The organism is Herbiconiux gentiana (assembly GCF_024978135.1).
GTDB lineage: Bacteria > Actinomycetota > Actinomycetes > Actinomycetales > Microbacteriaceae > Herbiconiux > Herbiconiux gentiana.
On the sequence record NZ_JANTEZ010000009.1, the window covers coordinates 20,791 to 44,690 of the forward strand.

18 protein-coding genes are annotated in these 23,900 nt (G+C 70.8%); 10 read left to right on the forward strand and 8 right to left on the reverse strand.

Features of this window, described 5'->3' with window-relative positions:
• Nucleotides 1–42: 42 nt before the first annotated feature.
• Genes NVV95_RS16745 through NVV95_RS16755 form a run of 3 tightly spaced genes read left to right on the forward strand, consistent with a single transcriptional unit; the run spans nt 43 to nt 4,119 of the window.
• Nucleotides 43–1,068, forward strand: a complete 1,026-nt coding sequence (locus NVV95_RS16745; protein ID WP_259487696.1) for an NAD-dependent epimerase/dehydratase family protein — start codon at nt 43–45, stop codon at nt 1,066–1,068.
• 16 nt (nt 1,069–1,084) lie between these two features.
• Nucleotides 1,085–2,779 (forward strand): hypothetical protein, encoded by a 1,695-nt coding sequence (locus NVV95_RS16750; protein ID WP_259487697.1) that lies wholly within the window; start codon nt 1,085–1,087, stop codon nt 2,777–2,779.
• The gene (locus NVV95_RS16755; RefSeq protein ID WP_259487698.1) at nt 2,770–4,119 is read left to right on the forward strand and encodes a hypothetical protein; all 1,350 of its coding nucleotides are present in this window, start codon (nt 2,770–2,772) and stop codon (nt 4,117–4,119) included. Before NVV95_RS16750 ends, NVV95_RS16755 begins: the two co-directional genes overlap by 10 nt.
• 25 nt (nt 4,120–4,144) lie before the next feature.
• Here NVV95_RS16755 and NVV95_RS16760 read toward each other — a convergent pair whose 3' ends face one another.
• The 5 genes from NVV95_RS16760 to NVV95_RS16780 all read right to left on the reverse strand — a co-directional run bounded on the left by NVV95_RS16760 (nt 4,145) and on the right by NVV95_RS16780 (nt 10,628).
• The gene (locus NVV95_RS16760) at nt 4,145–6,823 is read right to left on the reverse strand and encodes a hypothetical protein (protein ID WP_259487699.1); all 2,679 of its coding nucleotides are present in this window, start codon (nt 6,821–6,823) and stop codon (nt 4,145–4,147) included.
• A gap of 59 nt (nt 6,824–6,882) precedes the next feature.
• Nucleotides 6,883–8,922 (reverse strand): glycoside hydrolase family 99-like domain-containing protein, encoded by a 2,040-nt coding sequence (locus NVV95_RS16765; protein WP_259487700.1) that lies wholly within the window; start codon nt 8,920–8,922, stop codon nt 6,883–6,885.
• A 28-nt stretch (nt 8,923–8,950) separates the two neighbouring features.
• Nucleotides 8,951–9,760, reverse strand: coding sequence for a rhamnan synthesis F family protein (locus tag NVV95_RS16770; protein WP_259487701.1), 810 nt, complete (start codon nt 9,758–9,760; stop codon nt 8,951–8,953).
• Between the two features lie 4 nt (nt 9,761–9,764).
• On the reverse strand, nt 9,765–10,025 hold the full coding sequence (locus NVV95_RS16775; protein ID WP_259487702.1) for a nucleotide exchange factor GrpE: 261 nt from the start codon (nt 10,023–10,025) through the stop codon (nt 9,765–9,767).
• 81 nt (nt 10,026–10,106) lie between these two features.
• Complete coding sequence (locus NVV95_RS16780; protein ID WP_259487703.1) at nt 10,107–10,628, reverse strand: hypothetical protein; 522 nt, start codon at nt 10,626–10,628, stop codon at nt 10,107–10,109.
• Nucleotides 10,629–10,691: 63 nt separating this feature from the next.
• On the opposite strand from NVV95_RS16780, the gene NVV95_RS16785 reads away from it, so the two are divergent.
• The 7 genes from NVV95_RS16785 (at nt 10,692) to NVV95_RS16815 (ending at nt 19,889) form a co-directional block, all read left to right on the forward strand.
• Nucleotides 10,692–13,256, forward strand: a complete 2,565-nt coding sequence (locus NVV95_RS16785; RefSeq protein ID WP_259487704.1) for a glycosyltransferase — start codon at nt 10,692–10,694, stop codon at nt 13,254–13,256.
• Nucleotides 13,257–13,352: 96 nt separating this feature from the next.
• On the forward strand, nt 13,353–14,264 hold the full coding sequence (locus NVV95_RS16790; RefSeq protein ID WP_259487705.1) for an ABC transporter permease: 912 nt from the start codon (nt 13,353–13,355) through the stop codon (nt 14,262–14,264).
• Nucleotides 14,264–15,472 carry an ABC transporter ATP-binding protein gene (locus NVV95_RS16795; RefSeq protein ID WP_259487706.1) on the forward strand — a complete coding sequence of 403 codons (1,209 nt, stop codon included), beginning with the start codon at nt 14,264–14,266 and terminating at the stop codon, nt 15,470–15,472. The genes NVV95_RS16790 and NVV95_RS16795 overlap by 1 nt, the downstream gene beginning before the upstream one ends.
• Before the next feature lie 19 nt (nt 15,473–15,491).
• Nucleotides 15,492–16,490 (forward strand): glycosyltransferase family 2 protein, encoded by a 999-nt coding sequence (locus NVV95_RS16800; protein ID WP_259487707.1) that lies wholly within the window; start codon nt 15,492–15,494, stop codon nt 16,488–16,490.
• 88 nt (nt 16,491–16,578) lie between these two features.
• A complete protein-coding gene (locus NVV95_RS16805) occupies nt 16,579–17,730 on the forward strand; it encodes a glycosyltransferase family 4 protein (protein ID WP_259487708.1) in 1,152 nt (383 codons plus the stop codon).
• Complete coding sequence (locus NVV95_RS16810; protein WP_259487709.1) at nt 17,727–18,617, forward strand: glycosyltransferase family 2 protein; 891 nt, start codon at nt 17,727–17,729, stop codon at nt 18,615–18,617. Before NVV95_RS16805 ends, NVV95_RS16810 begins: the two co-directional genes overlap by 4 nt.
• A gap of 66 nt (nt 18,618–18,683) precedes the next feature.
• On the forward strand, nt 18,684–19,889 hold the full coding sequence (locus NVV95_RS16815) for a glycosyltransferase family 2 protein (RefSeq protein WP_259487710.1): 1,206 nt from the start codon (nt 18,684–18,686) through the stop codon (nt 19,887–19,889).
• 51 nt (nt 19,890–19,940) lie between these two features.
• On the opposite strand, the gene NVV95_RS16820 is transcribed toward NVV95_RS16815, so the two are convergent.
• The 3 genes from NVV95_RS16820 to rfbC form a co-directional block, all read right to left on the reverse strand.
• Nucleotides 19,941–22,331, reverse strand: a complete 2,391-nt coding sequence (locus NVV95_RS16820; protein ID WP_259487711.1) for a cell wall-binding repeat-containing protein — start codon at nt 22,329–22,331, stop codon at nt 19,941–19,943.
• Between the two features lie 75 nt (nt 22,332–22,406).
• Nucleotides 22,407–23,279 carry a glucose-1-phosphate thymidylyltransferase RfbA gene (gene rfbA / locus NVV95_RS16825; RefSeq protein ID WP_259487712.1) on the reverse strand — a complete coding sequence of 291 codons (873 nt, stop codon included), beginning with the start codon at nt 23,277–23,279 and terminating at the stop codon, nt 22,407–22,409.
• The gene (rfbC, locus tag NVV95_RS16830) at nt 23,279–23,890 is read right to left on the reverse strand and encodes a dTDP-4-dehydrorhamnose 3,5-epimerase (RefSeq protein ID WP_259487713.1); all 612 of its coding nucleotides are present in this window, start codon (nt 23,888–23,890) and stop codon (nt 23,279–23,281) included. Before rfbC ends, rfbA begins: the two co-directional genes overlap by 1 nt.
• Nucleotides 23,891–23,900: the final 10 nt, after the last annotated feature.

Below are 23,900 nucleotides of genomic sequence, written 5' to 3' on the forward strand. Positions count from 1 at the left end.
GTCATCGTCACGTCGAACACCCCAGAAGAAGGAACGCATCACATGAAGAAGGTTCTCGTCACCGGATCCGCGGGATTCATCGGCGGCTACATCGTCGAGGAGCTGCTCGAGAAGGGCTACCAGGTCGTCGGAGTCGACAACTACTCCAAGTACGGCCCCGTCAAGAAGTCGTACGACGACAACCCGAACTACGAGCTCGTGGTCGGCGACGTGCAGGACGTCGAGCTGATGACGCGTCTGCTCGAGGACTGCGACCACTTCATCGCGGGCGCCGCGCTGATCGGCGGCATCTCCTACTTCCACACCTACGCCTACGACCTGCTCGCGCAGAACGAGCGCATCATCGCCTCGAGCGTCGACGCCGCGATCGCCGCGCACAAGAAGGGCCGCCTCGAGAAGGTGACCTACATGTCGAGCTCGATGGTGTTCGAGTCGACCGACCGCTGGCCGTCGAAGGAGGGCGACGAGCGCGAGGTGCCGCCGCCGCTGTCGAGCTACGGCTTCCAGAAGCTCGCCGTGGAGTACTTCGCCCGCGCCGCCTGGGACCAGTACAAGCTGCCCTACACGATCCTCCGCCCCTTCAACTGCGTCGGCATCGGCGAGAGCCGTGCGCTCGGCGACGTCGAGATCGACTCGGGCAATGTCAAGCTCGCCATGAGCCACGTCGTGCCCGACCTCGTGCAGAAGGTGCTGAAGGGTCAGGACCCGCTGCACATCCTCGGCTCGGGCGAGCAGGTGCGTCACTACACCTACGGCGGCGACCTCGCGCGCGGCATCGTGCTCTCGCTCGACCACCCGGCCGCGCTGAACAACGACTTCAACGTCTCGACCGCCGAGGGCCACTCGGTGCTCGAGCTCGCCGAGACGATCTGGCAGAAGATCAAGGGCCCCGACGTGCCCTTCAACTACACCAGCGACCCCGGCTTCGAGTACGACGTCGCCAAGCGCGTGCCCGACGTCTCCAAGGCGAAGGAGCTGCTCGGCTTCGAGGCCACCACGACCCTCGACGACATGCTCGACGAGGTCATCCCGTGGATCGAGAACGCCGTCGCCGACGGCACCATCTGATCCGCCGCACCGCACCGTGAGCACCGAGCGAACGTCCGCAGCCCGCCGCCTCGATTCCGCCGTCGACCTCAGGGTCGTCGGAGCGCAGCGGCGGCTGCGGGCGTTCGCCGACCGCCTGAACCCCGATCTGGTGGCGGCGGTCGCCCTCGCCCTGGTCGTGCTGGTCGCGGGCGCCGTCGTGCTCGCGAACGTGCGCACGCAGTACTTCATCTACGACGAGTTCGACTACCTGACCCCGCCCGACGGCGCCTCCTGGCTGGGCTGGATCATCACGCCGCACAACGAGCACACCATCCTGTTCACGAAGGTGTGGTTCTCGCTGCTCTACCAGGTCATCGGGCTGCAGGGCTACTGGCTCTACGCCCTGCCGATGGTGATCTGCCACCTCGCCGGAGGCGTCGCGGTCTACGCGCTGCTGCGCCTGATCATCTCGTCGCGGGCGGTCTGCGTGGCGGTCGTGGCACCGGTGCTGATCATGGCAGCCGGGGCCGGCACGCTCACCTGGGCGGGGCAGTTCCAGTACACGGCCGCCACGACCGCCGGCCTCTGGATGCTCTACCTCGCCCTGTCCCCGCGGGTGAAGCCGCGCATCCGGGTCATCGGCGTGATCGCCCTCTCGCTCTTCGGGACCTTCAGCGGGTCGGCCTACATCCCGCTCGGCATCGCCGCCGGGCTGGCGCTCCTGACCCTCCGCCGCTACCTGCTCGGCGCGATCGCCGTGCTCGTGCCCGCGGTCTGGTTCGTGGCCGTGCGGGTGCTCTTCACCATCCCGAGCTACAACAGCGCCCACAGCGTCGATCAGGTGCTGCGCGACGGCCCCGCGTTCGTCTACGCCCTGCTCGCCAAGGCGGTGAACGACTCCATCCCGCTGAGCGACCCGTTCACCCCGGCCATCCTCGTCGTGGCGACCATCGGCACGCTCGCCTACCTCGCCGTGCGCGACCCGGCCGGCGGCAGTTCCCGGGCCCGTCGCACCTATCTCTTCCTGCTCGTCGCCCTCGTGCTGTCGCTGGCCATCACCCTGATCGGCCGGCTCAGCCGCGACGTCGCCGAGTCGGCCAGCGGCGGCTACTCGTACTTCATCCTGATCGCCGCCATCCCCGTCTTCGTCGCGAGCCTCGCCCGCTTCCTCAGCGGCACGCGCATCGCGGCCGGGATGCTCGTGCTGCTGCTCGGCGGGTGGGCCGCGATCAACGTGGTGGGGCTCGGTGACACCGCCGAGGGCCTCGCCGACTGGAAGTCGTCCAACGCCGCGCTGCTCGGCGCGGCGGCCTCGCTCGCCGACGACGGACTGGTCGCCGTCTCGCCCGACGCCGTGCCCTCGCCGCAGCTCGCCCCGTCGGTCGACTGGCGCGAGCTCTCGGAGATGGCGGCCGACGACCGCATCGCCGACGTGCAGCCGTCGGTGCTCGACGCCGACCAGGTGTCGCTGAACGTTCAGTGGACGGGGCTCGACGAGCCGGTGGGCGACGAGCTGACGACCTGCCAGCCGATCGAGCCGTACGCCGCGATCGAGCTGCCGGCGACCGGACGGCTGGCCCTCGAGCCGGTCGGCTCGCTCACGCAGACCGTCACCGTGACCCTCGCCTATCCCACGAGCGCCGCGACCCTCGCCGTGGGCGTCGACGACGACGGCACGCTGCTCGCCTCCACCGCCGACCGCCCCGTCGTCGTCACCGCCGGCGACACCGCGGTGACGGCGTGCCGCTGAGCCGCGCCCGCGCCGCCACCTGGGTCTTCGGCCCGGAGGCGGGGCGGGTCTCGCCCTTCCCCGCCCGGGCCGGAGCGGTGACGGCGCTCTTCGTCGTCGGCACGGCCGTCGCCGCCCTGCGACTGCCCGACGGGCAGCGGAACGTGCTCTGGTCGGAGGACGGCAACCAGTTCCTCGAGGGCGCGTTCGCGCACGACTACCTCACGAACCTCGTCACGCCCTACGCGGGCTACATGCACTTCCTGCCCCGCACGGCCGCTCAGCTCGTCGAGGCCGTGGTGCCTACGACCCAGCTCGGCACCGGGATGAACCTCGCGGGAGCGATGGTGTGGGCCGCCGCGGCCGTGGCGGCCTTCGTCTTCACCCGCGACCGGGTGCAGCGGCCGCTGCGTCTGCTGCTCTGGCTGCTCGTGCTCATCGTGCCGATCGGGTCGCTCGAGGTGGCGACCAACGTCGCCAACTCGCACTGGTTCCTGATCTTCGCGCTGTTCCTCGCCCTGTCGGCCCGCTCGGGCCCGGGCGTCGGGCGGCTGCTGTTCGGCTCGGTGCTCGTCGCCGCCGCCGTCATGAGCGATCCCCTCGCGATCGCGTTCGCTCCCCTGGTGCTCGCCCGGGCCGTGCTGCTCCCCCGGCTGCGCGAGAACGTCGTGGGGATCGTCTTCGCCGCCGCCGCGGTCGTGCAGGTGCTCGTGGTGCTCGGCACCGAGCGCGACCGCGGCGAGCCCGAGCTGGAGCCCGCGGCGATGGCGGCCACCTATCTCGTGCGGGTGGTCTTCGGCGACCTCCTCGGCCACACCACCGGCAGCGCGGTCTACGACACCCTCGGGCGCCACCCGGTCGTGCTGATCGCCGCCGCGGTTGTGGCGCTCCTCGTGCTGCTGATCGCCCTGCGCCTCGGCCGGGACGGCCTGCCCGCCCTCGCCCTGGCGGCCTCGGCGGCGTTCTTCACCGTCACCGCGGTGCTCACCTGGGCGAGCCTCGGCGCGCCGGCGCCCGGCCAGGAGGTGTTCCGCGCCGGACGGTACCTCGTCGTGCCGTCGCTGCTGCTGATCGTCTCGACCGTCTCGGCGACGAGCGCCTGGCTGCCCGGGCCCGACGCCCGGGGCGGCCGTCGCGTCGCCCGCATCGTGGGCGTCGCCATCGTGGCCGCCGCCCTGATCGCCCCCGGCGTGGTCGACTACCGCTCGCCCGACAACAAGGCGGGCGTGCCCGAGCTCACCGAATCCGTGCCCACCTTCCGCGCCGAGTGCGAGGCCGACCCGGCGGCGGAGGTGCGGGTGCCCATCGGCCCGGCGGGCTACTGGTTCCTCGTCCCCTGCGACCGCATCCTGCACGAGTGAGAAAACGCCCGGCGGGAGCGCCCCGCTACGGGATCGTGACGGTGCTGCAGCCGAGCGAGCGGTTGTCGAACGTCGCCGTGATGCACACCTTGCGGGTGCCCGACGGCGCCTTCACGACAGAGTCGACGCCGTGGTTCGGCCCGACGCCCGGGAAATAGGAGTCGATCCAGGCGAGCGGCTTGTCGGCCGCCACCGGGAAGCCCCCGACACCCTGCACGTCGACCCAGAGGTAGGTGCCCTCGGTCGTCTGCCGATTCACCGACCAGCCCTGAACGCGTACGCCACCCGCGACACCCGTGACGGAGTCGACGCTCGCGGCACCGGGCGACTGCACGTCGACCGTACGGCACCCCAGGTCCTGGTTGTCGAAGGTCGCGGTGACACAGACCTCGCGCGGGCCGGCGCCGGCCGGCACGTCGATGGCGAAGCCGTGGTTCGGGCCGACACCCGGGAAGTAGGAGTCGATCCACCCCAGGGGGCGGTCGGCCTTGTACGCCTTGCCGACTCCGTCGATGCTGACCCAGACGTAGGTGGTCGCCTTCGAGAGCCGATCGACGGCCCACCCGGTCAGCGAGACGGTGCGGTCTCCCGCGGTGACGCTGTCGAGACTGGCCGCGCCGCTCGTCGGGACGGTGACGGTCTTGCAGCCGTACGAGACGTTCTCCTTCGTACCGGTGAGGCAGACCTCGTGGGATCCGGCGGTGGCGGCGAAGGTCGCGGCGAAGCCGTGGTTCGGGCCCGACTTCGGATACAGGACGGGAATCCAGCCGAGGGCGCGGTCGGCCTTGATCGGGCCGGCGCTCTTCCCGTCGATGAAGGCCCAGACGTACGTCGTGGCCGACGAGGTGCGATCGAGCGACCATCCCGTCACCGAGATCTTGCCCATCACGGCGCTGATGCTGTCGAAGTTGCCCACCTCGTTGTTGGGCACGACCACCTGCTGGCAGCCGTAGGAGGTGTTGCCCGAGGTGCCGGTGACGCAGAGGCGGTGGGCGCCGGGCTTGGCCGGGATGGTGACCTTGTAGCCGTGGTTCTTGCCGAGCGAGGGGAACGCCGCCGCAGCGGAGGCCGAGGGCAGGTTCGCGGCCACGGCGCGACCGGCGCCGTCGACGTCGACCCAGACGTAGGTCGAGGCCGAGCTGCGCTGGTCGAGGCTCCAGCCGGCGACCTCGATGCCGCCCACGACACCCGTGGCGCTCTCGACCTTGCCGGTCTCGAAGGGCTGCACGGTCACGGTCTTGCAGGCGATCAGCAGCGATTGCACGCCGTAGACGCAGATCTCCCGGATGCCCGGGGTGGCCGGTACCGTGACGTCGAAGCCGTGCAGGTTGCCGACGTTCGGGAACAGGTTCGGGGTCCAGCTGAGGCGCTTGTCGACCTTGTAGGCCGAGCCCTTGCCGTCGACGTTCACCCAGAGGTACGTCTGGGCGCCGCTCTTCTTGTCGACCGACCAGCCGGAGATGTGGATCCCGCCGGGTGTGCCCTCGGCGACGTCGAGCGACGCGGCCGCCCGGTCGTTCGACGGAACGGTGACGCTCTTGCACCCGAGGTCGACGCCGTTCGCCTTCGACACGCACACCGTGTGCTTGCCGGGGCTCGCCCCGATGACCTGGCTGAAGCCGTGGTTCGCGCCGAGCGTGGGGTACAGCACCGGCAGCCAGTCGAGCCGGTAGTCGGCCCGGTAGGAGCTGCTGGTTCCGTCGATGGCGACCCAGATGGAGGTCGGGTCGGCGGTGTTGGGGTCGACCGCCCAGCCGGTGACCTGCACGCCGCCGATGACCCCGGCGACCTTGTCGAAGGCGCCGTGCGGGTTCGAGCCCGTGCGGGGGTCGCCGAACCAGTCGGTGTAGAGCCGCCAGAAGTTGCGGTTGCCGTAGGAGGAGCAGCCGTCGGTCTGGCCGCCGTAGAGATTCGACATCGCGACCGCATTGGGCTGGTACGGCGTGTAGTAGTAGAGGCCGGCGGTCGCCTTGTTCTTGATCAGCACCGGCGAGGAGCCGCAGGCGGCGTTCGGGTGGTACCGCACGGCCGAGTACTTGCCGACCGGGAACCAGGTGAAGAACGCCGAGGTGCCGGCGGGGTTCGTGTAGCGCTTGTACTGCCACGCCGCCTTGTAGACCTGGTTGTAGAAGCCGGAGAACTCGGCGTCGCAGGGGGCGGTGTCGGGGCAGGCGAAGCCGGTCGCCGAGCGGTACTGGCTCTCGCTCGGCCAGGAGTCGGTGATCAGCGACTGCTCCTTCTGCAGCAGCACGATCAGCACCGACTGGCTGACGTTGCAGGCCTGGCCCACCTTGTAGATGATCGTCGCGGAGGTCTCGTTGGCGGCGCCCGAGTAGGCGTTGCACATCGCGTCGGCCGAGCGTGACCAGGTCGTCTGCCGGTAGTCCTTGAGGCAGGTGTAGCCCGAGCGGCAGCTGGAGACCTGGCTGTTCAGGAAGTTCTGCACGGCGCCGGCCGACATCGCGTTGCCGTTGAAGAAGTTCTCGTCGCTGATGATGTTGCCGGGGTCGAAGTCGGCCGCGGTCGCCGTGACGAGGGCCTGCGGAGCGGTACGGGTGAGCGCCGACGACGCCGCCGAAGCCGAGGCCGCCGTGGCCGGCGACGCCCCCGCGGCGGTCAGCCCGGCCACGACGAGGATCAGGCTGAGAACGGCGGCGACCAGTCCCCGTCGAGTGGTCGTGCGTGTCATCGTGGCTCCGCTCATCACACCTCATCCTAAAGAGAGGCTGTACGAAGCCCGGGGACTCGCCCGGTTGCGGCGTGTCAGCGGTGCAGCACGTCCCGCACCGCGAGCAGGTACGTGCGCCCGTAGCGCTGCGAGGGCTCGAGCACGGCCCCCTCGGCCCACTCGTTCCACGCGTTGATGAACACGACCCGCTCGTCGCGCGGCCGCTCGGCCACCGAGGAGACGGTGGTGTTGAGCCAGCGCCGGAACGTGAACGGGTTCGAGCCGTACCACATGTCGGGCTGCCACTGCCGGCGGGCGGTGTTGTCGAAGTTCACCATCACACCCGGGTAGCGGTGGGCGGGGGGCGCGGTGTTCAGCCGCTCCTCCGCCTTCTCGGCCATGGCCGGGTAGGAGAGCAGGTTGCCCTGGAAGCGCTCGTCGAGGCCGCGGTGGTCGCGGGGCAGCGACTGCCAGAACATGTTGTGCGGCGCGAACTCGAGGTAGGCGTCGAGCCCGTGCTCCGCGAGCGATCCCTCGACGCCCTGCATCGAGGTGCCGACGTCGACGGTCACGAGGTGCAGGCCCGGGAGCCCGGCCTCCTCGGCGACCTGACGCCAGTGCGCGACGACCTCGACGTGGTCGGGGATCTGGGTGATGCGGTAGACCGCGATCACCGGCTTGTCGTCGATGCGGATGTAGCGCGGGTCGGTGATCAGGTGCAGCACGTCGTGGATGAACTGCTTGGCCGAGACGCGGTCGTAGTCCTGGGCGATCAGGATGTTCTTCTCGCTGCCGTCCCAGCGCCTCGTCCAGTTCTCGTTCGCCCACATGAGGCAGAACGGCTGGTCGGAGTCGGACGCCGCCAGGTCTTCGACGGGCAGGTCCATCAGCTTCTTGCCCGCGAACCAGTAGTAGTAGTACATGAAGCCCTCGAGCCCCGCCGCGGCGGCGAGCTCGTACTGGGCGTCGCGCACGCCGGGGGTGCGCAGGTCGTAGAAGCCGAGCTCGCTCGGCAGCAGCGGCTGGATGTGGCCCGGGTAGAGCGGGGTTCCGGCGGCCACGTTCGACCACTCGGTGAAGCCCTTCTCCCACCACTCGTCGTTCTCGGGGAAGGTGTGGAACTGCGGCAGGTAGAAGGGGATCACCCGCGCGCGCGGCTGCACCACCGCATCCGCCCCGAACCGCTCGAAAGCCGTGCCCTCGGCGGTCGAGGTCAGCGTCGAGGCGTCGCGCACGTCGTAACCGGCCTCACCGGCGACGATGCCCAGGATGCGCTCGATCGCGTGAGCCGTCGTGGCGTCGACCTGGCCGGCCTCCTCCTCGAAGTCGGAGGCCTGCAGCTCGAAGGCCCGCAGCCCCTGCAGCAGGAAGCCGCGCACCCAGTAGATGCTCCCGGCGGCGAAGCGCAGGCGGTCCTCGTCTCGGTCCATCTGGATGCGCCGCAGCAGCGACCCGACGATCTCGCGGTCTCCGCCCCAGAACTCGGGGCCGAGCACGTTGCCGGTCGAGGTCAGGATGCCCAGGGCGGGGTCGCTCGCGAACTCGTTCAGCACGCGGGTGACCGTCTCGACCGAGCCGGCCAGCTCCGAGAAGAAGCTCTCGCGCCACTCGTCACCCGAGCCGGCGAGCTCGCCGTGCGCCTCGCGCCAGGCGCTCTTCTTGGTGTGCACCTTGAACACGAGCTCGTAGGGGTCGAGGAGGCCGGCGTTCACGACGGAGACGAGCGGCAGGATGTCGCGCCCGTGGTTCGCGATGTCGAAGACCTGCACGCGGCCGACGTTCGCGAGGCGGCTGGTGTCGAGCGTGAGCTCCTCGCCCGAGGCGTTGGTGACGATCAGGTCGAACTGCACCGGCAGCGCCTCGAGCGACCCCAGGATCTGCTCGACGAGGTCGGTGTAGAACACGTGCACGACGACGGCGACGCGCGCGGTGGTGGGCTCGGCGACGAACTGCTTCTTCCACTCCCCCGGGTACAGCGCCTTGAGGCGGTTGGTGCGGTTCTTCGACCAGGCCCCGAATCCGGCCGGGAAGTCGTCGGGGGCGGCGGGCGCCGGCGACTCGGCGAGCTTGTCGCCGACCTTCAGCATGGCCCGGCCCGTGCGGCGCTTGACGCCGCCGATGGTGATTCTTCTCATGACCCTCTAACTCTCCCCAGCTGGGCTCTCACACCCACGCGCGCGGGTCTTCGCCGAACATCCGCTCGATGACGGCGGGCACCTCGAAAGCGTCCCCCACGATACCCGGGTTGGTCACGAGCTCCCGCTTGACGAACGGGAAGCCGTGCTCGAGCAGGCCCTTCCAGCCCTGGATGGTGGGGTTCTGCGTGTACTGCACCACGAGCTCGTAGTCGAACCAGGCGCCCGAGACGTAGCCCTCGCCGTAGAGCAGGCGACTGAGGCCGAGCTCATACTTGTCGATGATGTCGAACTTCGTGGGCTGCTCGGGCAGGTTCTGCCAGAAGTGCTTCAGCGTCGGGTCGTCGAGCACGCCGCCCTTGAATCCCATCAGGAAGCTCTGCAGGTGCTGCATGTACTGGCTCGTCCAGGTGCCGCCCCAGACATCGAAGAAGCTCGTCTCGAAGTCCTCGACCATGGGCGCGAGGCTCGCGAACGGCCCGACCAGCGAGTCGTTCGTGAGCAGCACGTAGGGCTTGCGCCTGATCTCGGGGAAGAGCTCGAGGCCCGTCGCCCACGAGCCGAAGTCGTAGCCGATGTTCGGCTTCCGCACCACGATGGCGTCGTTCGCCGGCCCGCGCGACCAGTCCAGCGGGGCGTGGTCGTCGGATGCACGCACCACGACGACCTCGTAACCGGCCTCCTCGAGGCGCGCGACCATCCACGACAGCGACAGTGAGACCGTCGAGGAGGTGCCGAAGCTCGCGACCACGGCGACGCGGTCGGTGGCGGGCAGGCGGCGCTTCTCGGTCTCGACGACGGTGAGCGGGAGGACCTTGTCGAGGACTCTCGTGCTCACCGGATCAGGTCCAGCCGTTGTTGAGGGCCTTGCGCCGGCGCATGCGCAGCGGGCGGGTGATCGTCCACGAGCTCGACCCCCGCAGCGCCTTCAGCTGGGTGGCGAGCCGCTCCGCCTGGTTGCGGCTGGCCACGAGCCGCCGCCGGTATTCCTCGGTCTCGGCCGTGCGGCGCGCGAGCTGCGCGCGCAGCGCCTGCACCTCGAGGCGCAGTTCGCGCAGTTCGTTCGCGACGTCGCCGTCGGGGGGTGTCACTGCTGAGCTCATGCTCGGTACCGATCCTTCATGACGGGGGAAACTCCCCCACTGTAATCGGGTTCGAGCGCCGCCGCCTGGGAGCTCCGCCCGTCAGGCCGCCTCGATGCTGCCGGTGGTCGACCCGGAGTGGGTGGGGTCGGTGAAGGTCAGCTCGACGCTCCAGGTGCCGGTGGCGCCGGCGGGCAGCACGACCGCGAGGTTCGAGCAGTAGGTGACTGCCGCATCCGCCATGCCCGCCGCCTCGGTGGTGGCGCTCTGGTCGCCCTGGGCGACGGTGAGGGTGCAGGTGCCGGTCGAGGAGACGAGGTCGGTCACCATGCCCGCGACCGAGACCGTCGAGGTCGAGGGGTCGTAGGAGCTGTTCAAGATCTCGAGGGAGACCACGGAGGACTCCGGGGTGGTCGGGGTGGGGGTCGGCGTCGGCACGGGTGCGGCGGTCGGGGTGGGCGTGGGGGTGGCCGTCGGCGTCGGGGTGGCCGAGCGCGTCGGCGTCGGCGAGCTCGCCGAGGGGCTCGGCGTGGCCGCTCCGCCGATGCAGGCGGCCGTCGACAGGGCCGCTGCGGCGACGATGAGCGTGCTGAGGGATGCGCGGAGGAGCGTCGTACGTGCCATGTCCCCGATCCTAGGCATCGGGCATCCGGATGCCCGCTGACGCTCCGGCGATAGGCTGATCGGGTGAAGATCGCCATGCCGAAAGCCCAGCCCGGAGTCGTGTCGGTGGTCGTGGTGAACTTCCGCGGCGCCGACGACACGATCGAGTGCGTCTCCCAGCTGGGTGCCGTCGACTGGCCGCGCGAGAAGCTCGACGTCGTCGTGGTCGAGAACGGCTCGGGCGACGACAGCCTCGCCCGGCTCACCGCCGCCTTCTCCGACGACGAGCGGGTGCGCGTGATCGAGTCGGCCGAGAACCTCGGCTTCGCCGGCGGGTCCAACCTCGGCGCGGCGAATGCCCGCGGCGAGTTCGTGGCCTTCCTGAACAGCGACGCCAAGCCGCACCCCGCCTGGGTGCGGGAGGCCGTCGCCCAGTTCGACACCAGTCCCGCGGTCGCCGCGGTCGGCAGCAAGGTGCTCGACTGGGAGGGCAAGGTGGTCGACTTCGTCGGCGGCAGCCTGACCTGGTTCGGCATGGGCTACAAAGACCACGAGAACCAGCCCGACGACGAGCGCTTCCAGGAGCCGCGCGACATCCTCTACGGCACCGGGTCGGCCCTGTTCGTGCGGGCCTCCGCCTTCGCCGAGGCCGGCGGCTTCGACGAGCGCTTCTTCATGTTCTACGAGGACGTCGACCTCGGCTGGCGCCTGAACCTGCTCGGCTACCGGGTGCGCTTCGCGCCCGCCTCGATCGTCTACCACCGCCACCACGCCTCGATGCGCAGCTTCGGCCCGTACCGCGAGAGCTACCTGCTCGAGCGGAACGCCCTGGCCACCCTCTACAAGAACCTCTCGGCCGAGAACCTCGGACGCTTCCTGCCGGGAGCGATGGCGCTGCTCGCCCGGCGCGCGGTCGCGAAGAGCGACCTCGACTCGCAGCTGTTCGACATCCGCCGCTTCGGCGGGGCTGCCGACGAGTTCGACGCCACGACGCCGGTGGCGAAGGAGTCGCTCGCGAGCCTGTTCGCCCTCGACCAGTTCGTCGAGGAGCTCGAGTCGCTGAGCGCGACCCGCGACGAGCTGCAGGCCGCCCGACGGCGCACCGACGCCGAGCTGTTCCGGCTGTTCGGCAACATGATCCACCCGCTGCTCGGCGACTCCTCCTATCTCTCGGGATTCCGCGCGGTGGTCGACGCCTTCGAGATCGAGGCCTCGACCGATCGGCGCCACGTGCTCGTGATCACGGGCGACGCGCTCGGCGAGAAGATGGCGGGGCCCGGCCTCCGCGCCTGGAAGATCAGCGAGGCGCTCAGCGCCGAGCACGACGTGCGCCTGGTCACCTGGAACGCCGCCAAGCGGCAGTCCGACCGCTTCGAGGTCGCCCACGTGCAGCTGCAGAACGAGCGGCAGATGGCCGTGCACGAGCAGTGGGCCGACGTGATCTTCTTCCAGGGCTACGCGCTGCACCACTTCACCACCCTGCAGAAGTCCGAGAAGATCGTCGTCGCCGACATCTACGACCCCATGCACCTCGAGCAGCTCGAGCAGGGTCGCGAGTTCGGCACCGAGCGCTGGACGAACATCGTGCGCTCCGCCACCGAGGTGCTGAACGCGCAGCTCGCCCGGGCCGACTTCTTCCTCTGCGCCTCCGAGCGGCAGCGCCTGTTCTGGCTCGGTCAGCTCGCCGCCCTCGGCCGCATCAATCCCGCGAACTACGCCGCCGACGACTCCCTCGACGAGCTGATCTCGATCGCGCCCTTCGGCCTCGACTCGACTCCCCCGCGGCACACCCGCGACGCCGTGCGCGGGGTCGTGCCGGGCATCGGTAAGAGCGACAAGCTGGTCATCTGGGGTGGCGGCATCTACAACTGGTTCGACACGCTCACCCTGGTGCGGGCCGTCGGGGTACTCGCCGAGCGCCGCCCCGACGTGCGCCTGTTCTTCATGGGGGTCGCGCATCCGAACCCCGACGTGCCCGAGATGGCCATCGTGCAGCAGACCAGGCGGCTCGCCGAGGAGCTCGGGTTGACCGGCCGCCACGTCTTCTTCAACGACTCCTGGGTCGACCTCGACGACCGGCAGAACTACCTGCTCGAGGCCGATGTCGGCGTGAGCACGCACTTCGACCACATCGAGACGACATTCTCGTTCCGCACGCGCATCCTGGACTACCTGTGGGCGTCGCTGCCGATCGTCACCACCCGCGGCGACAGCTTCGGCGACCTGGTCGAGAAGGAGGGGCTCGGCGTGAGCGTGCCCGAGCGCGACGTCGAGGCCCTGGCCGACGCCCTCGAGCGGATGCTCTACGACGTCGACGAGCGCGCCGCGGCCGTCGAGGCGGTAAAACGGGTGCGCGAGCAGTTCACCTGGGAGGAGACGCTGCGCCCCCTCGTGGAGTTCTGCCGCGACCCGCACCCCGCCGCCGACCGCGTGCTCGGCTCGCTCTCGGCCCCGATCGAGCTCGGCGCCGGTGCACGCCGCACCCGACCCGTCACCGCGGAGGAGAAGTTCCAGGCCATCTCGACCCGGCGGCACGGCCTCGGGCGCGACATCGCGCTGGCCCGGCACTACCTCACCAACGGCGGCGTCTCGTCGCTGATCGCCAAGGTGCGCTCCCGCTCCGAGCACGCCCGCGCGGGCCGTCGCTGACCTCGGCTCCCGCCCAGGGGCCGTGTTGTATCCTCGAACCCGGCAGTCGGCCCTCCCAGCCGACCTACCCGGATGATGGCTTTGGAGGCCGGAAGCATGACTGGCTTGCAAGAGTCCCCGCTGCAGCGGGCGAACCGACTGAGCACCGAGCCCTGGCAGCAGGCCGGCGGCCGCAGCTCGGGCGTGACGGGCACCGTCGCCTCGGTGCGCGAGATCTGGGAGCAGCGTCGTCTGCTCCGCCTGCTCACGGGGCGCGAGCTCAAGTCCCGCTACAAGGACAGCGCGGGCGGGTTCCTCTGGAGCCTCGCCAAGCCGCTGACCCAGCTGTTCATCTACTACCTGGTGATCGGCCAGTTCCTCGGCGCCGCCCGGGGCATCGAGAACTTCGCCATCTACATCTTCGCCGGCCTCACCATCTACACGCTGTTCAGCGAGATCGTGGGCGCCGGCACCGGCTCCATCATCGCGAACGCGGGCCTGGTGAAGAAGGTCTACCTGCCGCGCGAGATCTTCCCGCTCGCCGCCGTCGGCTCGGCGCTGTTCAACTTCGCCGTGCAGTTCGTCATCCTCATCATCGCGTCGATCGTGGTCGGCACGCTGAGCTTCGGCCCGCAGCTGCTGTTCGGCCTCGGCGCGCTCGTGCTCATCCTCATCTGGGGCACCGCCGTCGGTGTGCTGCTCGCGGCGCTGAACGTCTACCTCCGCGACATCCAGTACCTCGTCGAGGTCGTGCTGCTGCTGCTCATGTGGGCCTCCCCCATCCTCTACTCGTGGCAGCAGGCCGCGGCGATCCTGCCGCAGTGGCTGCTCGAGATCTACGTCAACTCCCCCATCACGCTCGCCGTGCTGGGCTTCCAGGAGGCCTTCTGGTCGGAGGCGTCCAACGGCGTCCCCCTGCCGCACCTGGCCATCCGGATGCTGATCGCCGGCGTCGTGGGCCTCGTGGCCCTGTTCGCCGCCCAACGAGTCTTCAGCCGCCTGCAGGGCGACTTCGCACAGGAGCTGTGATGGCAGAGCACGTCCCCGTCGTCGAGGTCAACGACGTCTCGAAGCGGTTCATCATCCGCAAGGAGAAGAGCCTCAAGGAGCGCCTGGTCAACGCCGGCCGCTCGAAGCAGTTCAAAGAGGACTTCTGGGCCCTCAAGAACGTCTCGCTCGAGATCGGCTCCGGCCAGACCATCGGCCTGATCGGGCCGAACGGCTCGGGCAAGTCGACCCTCCTGAAGACCATCGGCGGCATCATCCAGCCCACGAGCGGCACCATCCGTCGCCGCGGCCGGCTGGCGGCGCTGCTCGAGCTGGGTGCGGGCTTCCACCAAGACCTCACCGGGCGCGAGAACGTCTACCTGAACGCCTCCATCCTCGGCCTGTCACGCAAGCAGACCGACCTCTACTTCGACGACATCGTCGAGTTCTCGGGCATCAAGGACTTCATCGACACCCAGGTGAAGTTCTACTCCTCGGGCATGTACGTGCGACTCGCCTTCGCGGTGGCCGTGCACGTCGACCCCGACCTGCTGCTCGTCGACGAGGTGCTCGCCGTCGGCGACGAGGCCTTCCAGCGCAAGTGCCTCGACAAGATCCGCTCGTTCCAGCGGGAGGGCCGCACGATCGTGCTGGTCACCCACTCGCTCGGCCAGATCACCGAGTTCTGCGACCGCGCCGTGCTGCTGAACAAGGGCGAGGTGCTCTTCGACGGCGTGCCGCACGAGGCCGTGCGCGACTTCCGCGACGTGCTCGAGGAACGCCGCCAGGACGAGGCCGAGGCCCACAACGCCACCCACGAGGAGCAGGTGCCGGTCAACAACGGCCGCATCGTCTCCACCACGGTGCACGCCGCCGGCCGCGCCGAGGGCGACCCCGTGCATCCGGGTGACGACCTCATCGTGCGGGTCACGTACGAGCACCCCACGGGCCTGCCCGACTGGATCGCCGCGATCCAGATCGACAACGTGCAGGGTGTGCCGGTCTACGGCACCGCCTCCCCGCGCATGAAGCTCGACCTCGGCGTGCTGCGCGAGCCCACCACGGTGGAGTTCGTGCTGCACGACGTGCAGTTCGGCACCGGCAAGTACTTCATCAACTCCACGCTGATGAACCGCGAGCGCGCCCACGTGCACGACGTGCCGCAGGCCGTCTCGTTCGACGTGCCGTACTACGACCTCGCGGTCGGCATCGTGCACTCCACGCCCGAGATCCGCGTCGTCGGCGCCTGAGCCGCCGGGCCCTCCGACCATGACGAGCGACACGGATGCCCGGGTCGCCGTCTCGGCGATCCTGGTGAACTGGCGGCAGCCCGATCTCACCTCCGCGGCGGTGGCGTCGCTCGAGCGGCAGACCGGCCTCGCCGAGCGCGGCCTCGAGCTCGCCATCACGATCGTCGACAACGGATCGGGCGACGGCTCGCTCGAGGTGCTCCGGGAGCGTCATCCGCAGCACCTCGTGGTCGACGGCGGGCGCAACGACGGCTTCGGCGCGGGCGTGAACACGGGCATCCGGGCCCGCCCCGCCGACGTCTACGTGCTGCTCAACAACGACGCGGAGGCCGAGCCCGGCTTCGTGGCGGCCCTGGTCGACGAGCTGCGCGGGGCAGAGGGCCGCGGGGCCGTCACCGCGCGCATCCTGCTCGCCGGCACCCACCCGGTGCTCGTCAACAGCACCGGCAACGAGATGACCCGCTCGGGCAACGGCCGCGACCGCGACTGGCTCGTGCCGGCGGCCGACGAGCACCGCCCGGCGGGCGAGGTGATGGGCTTCTCGGGAGGCGCCGCGGCGCTCGACGCCCGGGCCCTCGACGACGTGGGGCTGTTCGACGAGAGCCTGTTCATGTACTACGAGGACACCGACCTCTCCTGGCGGCTGCGGCGCGCCGGCTGGAGCATCCGCTACACGCCCGACGCCGTCGTGCGGCACGCGCACGCGGCCTCCTCGGGCACGGGCAGCGACGTCTTCCGCTTCAGCAACGAGCGCAACCGGATGCTCGTGGCCCTCCGCCACGCGCCCGCCCCCGTCGCCCTCACCGCCGTCGCGCGCACCGCGGCCGGCACCCTGCGCGCCCTCGTCGCGGTGGCGCGCACCCCCACGCCCGCCCACCGTGCCGACGCCCGACGGCGCCTGCGCTCCTTCGGCTCCGCCCTGCGCCTCACCCCGGCGAACCTGGCCCGCCGGGTGCGGATCGACCGCTCCGCCCGCGCACCGCGCCGGGCCGTCGCCGCCTTCCTGGTCGCCGAGTGACGCCGGAGGCGGCGGGTATGCTTGAGGCGGCCTCCGGGCACCCCTCCCGGAACGAGACCCCGCCGGGAACGAGAGCTAGGACGTCGTGGTGAGCACACAGATCCCCGTCCTCCTCGACGCGACGAGTCTGCCGCCGTCGTGGGGCGGCGTCGCCCGCTACATCGAGGGGCTGCTCACCGGTCTCGACGAGCTCGGGGTCGCGCTCGACGTCGTGGTGAAGCCCGGCGATCTCGACCGGCTGCGCGCCGCCGCGCCGGGTCACCGCTACCACGCCGGCCCTGCGTCGCTTGCGAAACGACCCGTGCGCTTCGCCTGGGAGCAGCTCGGGCTGCCCCGGCTCGCCAAGCGACTCGGCGCGCGAGCCGTGCACTCGCCGCACTACACCTTCCCGCTGCTCACCCGTCGCTCCCGCATCGTCACCCTGCACGACGCCACCTTCTTCACCGACCCCGGCGTGCACTCGCGCCTCAAGCGCACCTTCTTCACGAGCTGGACCAGGTGGGCCGGCCGCCGGGCCACCGCTCTCGTGGCACCCAGCCGCGCCACGGCCGCCGCCGTGCGCGACGCGGTACCCGTGCGCGCCGAGATCCGCGTGGCCTACCTCGGCGTCGACCCCGAGGTCTTCCGGCCGCCGGCCCCCGCCGCGGTCGACGCCTTCGCCGCCGCGCACGGCCTCGGCGGCACCGGCTGGATCGCCTTCCTCGGCACCATCGAGCCCCGCAAGAACGTGCCGGCCCTGCTCGGCGCCTACGCGAGCCTGCGCGCCGACCGCCGCGCCCGCGACCTGACCACCCCCGAGCTGGTGCTCTCGGGCTCCCGCGGCTGGGACGAGGAGGCCGCGCGCCTGCTCGACACCCCCGGCGAGGGCGTCACCGAGGCCGGGTACCTCCCGCTGGAGGAACTCGGCGCCTTCCTCGGCGGCGCGACCGTCGTCGCCTACCCCTCCCTCGGCGAGGGTTTCGGCCTGCCCGTGCTGGAGGCCATGGCGTGCGGTGGAACCGTGCTCACCACCGATCGGCTCTCGATCCCCGAGGTCGGCGGCGACGCGGTGGCGTACACCGAGCCGGATGCCCACTCCATCGCCGTGGCGCTCGAGCAGCTGCTCGACGAGCCGGGGCGCCGCGCCGAGCTGTCCCGGGCCGCCCTCGAGCGCTCGCACGGGTTCACCTGGGCGGCCTGCGCGCGGGTGCACCTCGACGCGTACGCCGCGGCCGGGGTCACCGTGGAGGTGGCCGCGTGAGGGCGGAACGCGCATCCGGAACCCGCCCCCGCATCGCGGTGGTGACCGTCAGCTACGACTCGGCCGCCGTGCTGGGGCCGTTCCTCGACTCGGTGCCGGCCGCCGCGGCCCGCACCGAGGTCGACGTGGTCGTGGCCGACAACAAGCCCGGGTCACCCGCGCGTGCCGAGGTCGAGCGCCTCGTCGCCGCGGCGGGCGGCCGCTACCTGCCGATGACGGGCAACGTGGGCTACGGGCACGCCATCAACGAGGCCGTCGCCTCGCTCGGCGGCGGTCACGAGTTCGTGCTCGTCTCGAACCCCGACGTGGTGCTCGCGCCGGGGTCGGTCGACGTGCTGGTCGACACCATGCTCGAGCTCGACGACGCCGGGGCGATCGGGCCGAAGATCCTCGAGAGCGACGGCAGCGCCTATCCGTCCGCGCGGTCGGTGCCCTCGATCCGCAACGGCATCGGGCACGCCCTCTTCGCCAACGTCTGGCCCACGAACCCATGGACCCGCTCGTACCGTCTCGAGATCGGCGAGAACCCCGAGCGCCGCGACGCGGGCTGGCTCTCGGGCTCGTGCTTCCTGGTGCGGCGGGAGGTGTTCGACGCCTTGGGCGGTTTCGACACCGGCTACTTCATGTACTTCGAGGACGTCGACCTCGGCTACCGCATCGGCCGGGCCGGCTGGCGGAACGTCTACGAGCCCGCCGCCGAGGTGCTGCACACCGGGGCGCACTCGACCACCACCGAGTCGGCCCGGATGCTCCAAGCCCACCACGACAGTGCGAAGCGGTTCCTCGGCAAGAAGTACTCGGGGCCGCTGCTCTGGCCGGTGCGGGCGGCGCTGTCGCTCGGTCTCGGCGTGCGCTCGGCGTTCGTGCGGCGGCGTTCGGCGCACTGAGCCGCGACCCACGCGTTCGCTAGGGTGGAGGCTGGACGACCCCGACCTGAGATGGAGATCCGCCCGGTGAAGCTCGCAATGACCCTGATGGTGCGCGACGAGGCGGACATCATCGGGCCCATGATCGACCACCACCTCGCCCAGGGTGTGGACGTGCTGATCGTGACCGACAACGGTTCCGGTGACGGCACCGCCGAGATCCTGCAGCGCTACGCCGACGAGGGGCGCATCGACCTCCGGCACGACCCGGTGCACCGCAAGCAGCAGAGCCCCGTCGTCACCCGCATGGCCCGCGACGCGGCCGCCCTGCACGGCGCCGACTGGGTGATCAACGCCGACGCCGACGAGTTCTTCGCCCCCGTCGACCGCTCGCTGACGCTGCACGACGTGTTCGAGCGCCTCGATCCCGCCATCCGCTCCTTCCTCGTGCCGGTCACGAACCTCACCGGCACCGCCGCCGAGGCCGGCACCGGTTTCGACCGCCTCGTCTACCGCGACCGCCGACCGGTCGAGAAGCTGCGCGCCACCGGCCTCCGCGACCACCCCACCGCCGACGCGGTGCACGTGGGCGACCCCGAGGTCGACGTCATCCAGGGCAACCACTTCGTCAGCATCGCCTCGGCCGGCCTGCCGCCCGAGGAGCTCGCCATCGAGGTGCTGCACCTGCCCTGGCGCTCCTGGGCCCAGTACCGGCACAAGGTCGAGGTCTCGGGCCGCGCCTACGACGAGAACCCCGAGCTCACGCCCAGCCCGAACCACCACGGCATGCGCGACTACCGCCGCCTGCAGCAGGGCGCCCTGCTGCCCTTCTACCTGCTGCGGCACCCCGACGAGCGCGAACTCGCCGAGGGTGTGGCCGCCGGTCACTTCGTCGAAGAGCGGATGCTCGCCGGCACCCTCGCGTCCCCGGTCGCCGACCTGGCCTTCGACCCGGCCGTGCTCGAGCGCTTCCGGGAGTTCGCCCCCGCGCTCCGCGACTCGGAGGCCCGCGGCTTCCGCATGCTCACCGCGGCCGAGGAGCGACTTCGGTTGAGCGAGGAGGAGAGCGCCCAGGCCCTCGCCGTACTGGAGGCCGAGCTCCGCGGCGAGGTGAACGCCATGAGCGACCGGCTCGGGGCCTCCGATCACGAGCGCCGGTTGGCCCAGGAGGAGCTCGCGCTCACCAAGGCGCACGCCGCCTCGCTCGAGGCCGAGCTCGCACGCCTGCGGCACCGGCCCGAGGTGCGCGTGGCGAACCGGCTGCGTCGGGCACTGCCCGGCACGAAGGGCTGACGCGCGGTCGATCCGGCCGGCCGCCCTGGGGGCTCCCAGCCCCGGGCGGCGTCAGTTCGTGCAGGCCGTGAGGCCGGCGACGCCCGCGGTGAGCGTGTCGGCGCCGCCGAGCAGCACCACCTTCGTGGCCTTCAGCGCCCCGATGTCATTGATGACGGCCCGCGGGATGCAGTCCTTCGGCACGATGTAGAGCGGAGCCTTCGTCTTGCCCGCCAGCACCCCGCCCGCCAGGGCGTCGGGGAAGTTGTAGCCCGTGGCGAGGTAGACGGTGCCGCTCGCCGTGAACACCGAGCGGTTGACCGCCTGGGAGGTGCCGAAGCGGTCGTCGCCCTGCAGCCGCTGCACCGTGATCCCGGCCGACCCGAGCGACGAAGCCACCCCGGCCGACACGGAGTAGACGCCGCCCGCGATCACCGCCTTCGTGGTGCCCTTCGCCGCGAACAGGTCGAGCGTCGGCCGGTCGGCCGTGGCCGCTCCGCCGTTCACGAGCACGATCGGTGCCCCCTTCGCTCCGGCGGCCGGGCCGGCCGAGAGCGCGTCGGGGAAGTTCGCCCCCGTGGCGGTGTAGGCGAGCGGGGCGGTCGGGAAGGCGGCGTCGGCGACCGCACGCGACACGGCGAAGCGGTCGTCGCCGTCGATCCGCGTCGTGTCGGCGACCAGGGCCTTCAGCTGGCCGAGCACGGCGTCGTTCACGGCGAAGCGTCCACCGACCACCACGATCTTCGTCGGCTGCAGACGGCTGATCTCGGCCGCCACCACGGGCAGCAGCTGGTCGGTGGGCGTGAGCAGCAGGGGGCCGCCGAGCTTCACGGCCGCGGGGGCGGCGCTCAGGGCATCCGGGTAGTTGCTGCCCGCCGCCACGAAGACGACCTTCGCCGTGCCGGGGTAGGCGCGTTTGGAGATCGTGGCCGCCACGTCGTAGCGGGTGGCGCCGCCGATGCGGTCGACGGCCGGGCGGGGCAGCAGCTGGTAGCTGTCGGTCACGACCGGTGAATAGGTGACGTCGCCCCACTTCGCACCGACGGTGAAGCTGTGCCGGCCCGACTGCAGATTCGACGGGATCGGCAGCGACCAGGCGCCCTTCGCGTCGGGGGTGACGCTGTAGGAGGTGCCGTCGATCGTCACGAGCACCCGGTGCCGCGGCCCGCCGCCCGCGAGGGTGCCCCGGATGCTGTCGCCGACGAAGGAGGGTCGCAGATAGCTCGGCGTCGCCACCTTCACGCCGAGCTCCCAGTTCGGCAGGGCGCTGGCCACGCTCGGGCTGCCGTTGGAGGTGATCAACGGGAAGAAGGCGCTGATCGCGTTCGGCTGCGAGCCCCGGTCGCAGGTGCCGACCCAGTCGCCCGCGGTGCCGAGCCCGAACGCCGAGTCGCCGATCAGGGCCGAGGCGCCGCTGTCGCCCGGCAGCATGCACACGTCGGTGAGGGTCAGGTTCACGTACTGCGGGGTGCCCGAGTGGTTGTAGACCGGGTAGGACTCGTTGACGACGAGGATGCTGCCGCAGGTCCAGCCGGTGGTGCGCCCCGACTTGCAGATCGGGGAGCCGACGATGCCGGTGGTCGCGTCCTTCACGGTGACGGGGGTGCCGTCGCCGAGCGCTCCGGCCCCACCGCCCCAGGTCGACACGACGGGTCGCGTGCCCCAGTCGGGCGAGACACCCACGGCGCCCACGTCGGCGCCGCCCCCGAACTTGTACTGGTCGGCGATCGGTGCCCCGATGATGGAGCCGCGGGTCGGGGTTCCCCCCGCCGCCGACTGCTTCGACTCGTAGTAGTAGGTGCCCGAGGCGTGGTCGGGCTCGATGCAGTGCCCCGAGGTGACGAACTGCGGCTGCGGGTAGGCCTTGTAGCGCCCGGTGAAGCCCACCGAGCAGACGTAGGTGTAGCCCTGGGCGAGGAACTGGAAGCCCTGGCCGCCCACGATGTCGGCGAGGGCGTCGAGCTTCAGCCCGGAGAGGTCGGGCTCGGCCGGGGCGCCGAGCTCGGCCGTCGCGCCGAGCGACTCGACCGTGGCCGCCGCCTGCTCGTCGGGCACGTTCACCACGAGCGAGGTGCCCTCGAGGCGCGAACCCAGCACCTCGAGGCCGCCGGCGGCGAGGGCGTCGACCACGTCGGAGGCGTCGGCGGCCGCGTTCGAGCGGGCGAGGTACTCCTCGGGGGTCTCGCCGAGGTCGCGCTCGACCGCCTCCGTCAGCTCGGCCGGGAGCTCGGCCGCCTCGGCGACGTACGACGCCGCGTCGTAGGACGACATGATCGGCGCGTCGGCCGGGAGCTCGACGGTGTCGCCGGCCTCGGCGTCGGGTCGGGCATCCGGAGCCGGGGTGGACGTCGTGGGCGGCGGGAGCGTCTCGGCCGAAGCCGTGGCCGCCGGGGCCACGAGGAACGCGCCGGCCACGAGGGCGGCGGTCAGGAGCGCGAGCGGAGAGCGGGCGGGGCGGGGCACCCTCTCACGCTACGGGGCGCACCCCGCCCCGCCCGGCTGCGACTCGCGCCGCCGCCGAGCCGGGGCGTGCGGGCGTCAGGCCTCGTCGGCCGCGATCAGGGTCTGCAGGTAGGCGCCGTAACCGCTCTTCACGAGCGGGGCGGCGAGCTTCGCGAGCTGCTCCGAGTCGATCCAGCCGGCACGCCAGGCGATCTCCTCGATGCAGCCGATCTTGAAGCCCTGCCGGTCCTCGATCACGCGCACGTACTCGGAGGCCTGCATCATCGACTCGAAGGTGCCGGTGTCGAGCCAGGCCGTGCCGCGCTCGAGCACCTGCACGTGCAGGTCGCCACGCTCGAGGTAGCGCTCGTTGACGGTCGAGATCTCGAGCTCGCCGCGCGCGCTCGGCTCGATCGACTTGGCGATCTCCACCACGTCGTTGTCGTAGAAGTAGAGCCCGGGCACCGCGTAGTTCGACTTGGGATGCTCGGGCTTCTCCTCGATCGACAGCGCGGTGAAGTCGTCGTCGAACTCGACCACGCCGTAGGCGCGCGGCTCGGCCACGTGGTACGCGAAGATCTTCGCGCCCTCGAGCGTGCCGTTGTCGCGAAGGGAGGAACCGAGGCCCGAGCCGTGGAAGATGTTGTCGCCGAGCACCAGGGCGACGCTCTCGTCGCCGATGAACTCCTCGCCGATGATGAACGCCTGGGCGAGGCCGTCGGGCGAGGGCTGCACCGCGTACTCGAGCCGGATGCCCAGCTCGGAGCCGTCGCCGAGCAGCGCCTTGAACTGCTCGTTGTACTCGGGCGTGGTGATGATCAGGATCTCGTTGATGCCGGCCATCATCAGCGTCGACAGGGGGTAGTACACCATCGGCTTGTCGTAGATGGGCATCAGCTGCTTCGAGATGCCCTTCGTGATCGGCCACAGCCGCGTGCCGGAACCGCCGGCCAGGATGATTCCGCGCATCAGACGCCCTTCTCGCTCAGCGAGGCGTAGAACGCCCGCGCCTCGTCCCAGGTGGGGAGGATGCCCGCCGCGGCCGCCTCGGCGAGGGTCGGCGCATTCGTGTCTTTGGGGCTGAGCAGCGGCTCGCCCGCCTCGGGCGGGAAGACCAGGCCGATCGCCGGGTCGCGCGGGTCGATGCCGTGCTCGCGCTCGGCGTTGAAGGTCGAGGTGACGAGATAGCTCACGGTCGCGTCGTCGGTGAGGGCGACGAAGGCGTGGCCGAGGCCCTCGCTGAGGTAGATCGCGCGGCGGTCGACGTCGTCGAGCAGCACCGAGTCCCACTGGCCGAAGGTCGGCGAACCGACGCGGATGTCGATCACGAAGTCGAGCACCGCCCCGTGCGTGCAGGTGACGTACTTGGCCTGCGACGGCGGGATGTCGGCGAAGTGGATGCCGCGCACGACACCCTTCTTCGACACCGAGGTGTTGGCCTGCGCCAGGTCGAGCGGATGCCCGATGACCTCTTCGAGCTTGTCGAAGCGGTACCACTCCAGGAACACGCCACGGTCGTCGCCGAACTGCTTCGGCGTGATCTCATAGCTGTCGGGGATCGTCAATTCGCGGATCTGCACGGTCAGAGTC

Bases quoted from the DNA above. Each gene is read 5' to 3' on its own strand.
- NVV95_RS16745 (WP_259487696.1), top strand. From the start codon at position 43: ATGAAGAAGGTTCTCGTCACCGGATCCGCGGGATTCATCGGCGGCTAC.
- NVV95_RS16760 (WP_259487699.1), bottom strand. From the start codon at position 6,823: ATGAGCGGAGCCACGATGACACGCACGACCACTCGACGGGGACTGGTC.
- NVV95_RS16765 (WP_259487700.1), bottom strand. From the start codon at position 8,922: ATGAGAAGAATCACCATCGGCGGCGTCAAGCGCCGCACGGGCCGGGCC.
- NVV95_RS16775 (WP_259487702.1), bottom strand. From the start codon at position 10,025: ATGAGCTCAGCAGTGACACCCCCCGACGGCGACGTCGCGAACGAACTG.
- NVV95_RS16780 (WP_259487703.1), bottom strand. From the start codon at position 10,628: ATGGCACGTACGACGCTCCTCCGCGCATCCCTCAGCACGCTCATCGTC.
- NVV95_RS16790 (WP_259487705.1), top strand. From the start codon at position 13,353: ATGACTGGCTTGCAAGAGTCCCCGCTGCAGCGGGCGAACCGACTGAGC.
- NVV95_RS16795 (WP_259487706.1), top strand. From the start codon at position 14,264: ATGGCAGAGCACGTCCCCGTCGTCGAGGTCAACGACGTCTCGAAGCGG.
- NVV95_RS16800 (WP_259487707.1), top strand. From the start codon at position 15,492: ATGACGAGCGACACGGATGCCCGGGTCGCCGTCTCGGCGATCCTGGTG.
- rfbA (WP_259487712.1), bottom strand. From the start codon at position 23,279: ATGCGCGGAATCATCCTGGCCGGCGGTTCCGGCACGCGGCTGTGGCCG.